At 75.2% G+C, this 977-nt stretch carries 1 protein-coding gene; it reads left to right on the forward strand.

Annotated features, from left to right (window positions below; all coding sequences use genetic code 11):
* The coding region (locus tag LCD33_RS21375; RefSeq protein WP_224978198.1) for a discoidin domain-containing protein at positions 1-847 on the forward strand (847 nt) is incomplete at its 5' end.
* Positions 848-977: the final 130 nt, after the last annotated feature.

The raw sequence follows: 977 nt of genomic DNA on the forward strand, positions 1-977 counted from the left end.
TCCCCCGCAACGGCCGCTCCCGCCACCCGACACCCCCGCGCAGGCCGCGGAACCGGCCGAGCAGCCGGATGACGACGACCAACCCGCCGCCGTGCAACCGGCGAAACCCATCGCACCTCGCCCCGAACAGCAGGCCGTGCAGCCCACGCCCGTCACCGAGGACGGGCCGCCCTGCCCGTCCTGCGGAACCCCGAACCCGACCACCCGGCGGTTCTGCGTCCGCTGCGCGAGCGCGCTCAACCCCGACCCCGACGAACGGCCCACGAAGATCCGGTGGCGGAAGCGGCCGGACCGCGGACGGCTCCGCTGGCTCTGGCGCAGGCTCGCGATCCTCGGCACCGTGCTCGCCGTCGTCCTCGGCGGCTACCTGCTGTGGCCGTTCGGCACGTGGCTCGTGCAGGACGTGCTGGACAAGACGCTGGAGAAGGAGCAGATCACCCCGTCCAAGACCACGGCCAGCATCGAACTCCCCGGCCACCCCGCCGGGTTCGCCACCGACGGCATCACGAACCAGTACTGGGGCACGCCCGGCCCGGGCGAATGGATCGAGTTCGAGTTCGAGCGGCCGAGGCGCCTGCTCGGGACCGTCATCACCGTCGGACCGTCCACGGACGTCAAGAAGTTCCCGACCGAGGCCCACCCGTCCCTGGTCGAGATCACCACCACCGATTCGCGCGGCCGGACCGAGACCCGGCAGCAAGCCCTCCCCAGCACCACGGAGGCGACGCCCGTCGAGATCCGCCGCAGCGACGTCGTCCGGATCCGCCTGAAGGTCCTGGAAGCCCGGGGGCTCACCGCGGGCAAGCACGTCGCGCTGGCCGAGGTCGAGTTCTTCGTCCGGAAATGACCCCCGCGCACGACGACATCGGGGGGGGGGGGGGGCCGGCGGGGGGGGGGGGGGGGCGGGGGGCCCCCCGGGGGGGGCGGGGGGGCCGGCGGGGGGGGGGGGGGGGCCGCGCGCGCGGGGCCGCGGGGGG

Origin of the sequence: Saccharopolyspora sp. 7B, assembly GCF_020177435.1 — a bacterium.
Classification (GTDB): domain Bacteria; phylum Actinomycetota; class Actinomycetes; order Mycobacteriales; family Pseudonocardiaceae; genus Saccharopolyspora_C; species Saccharopolyspora_C gregorii.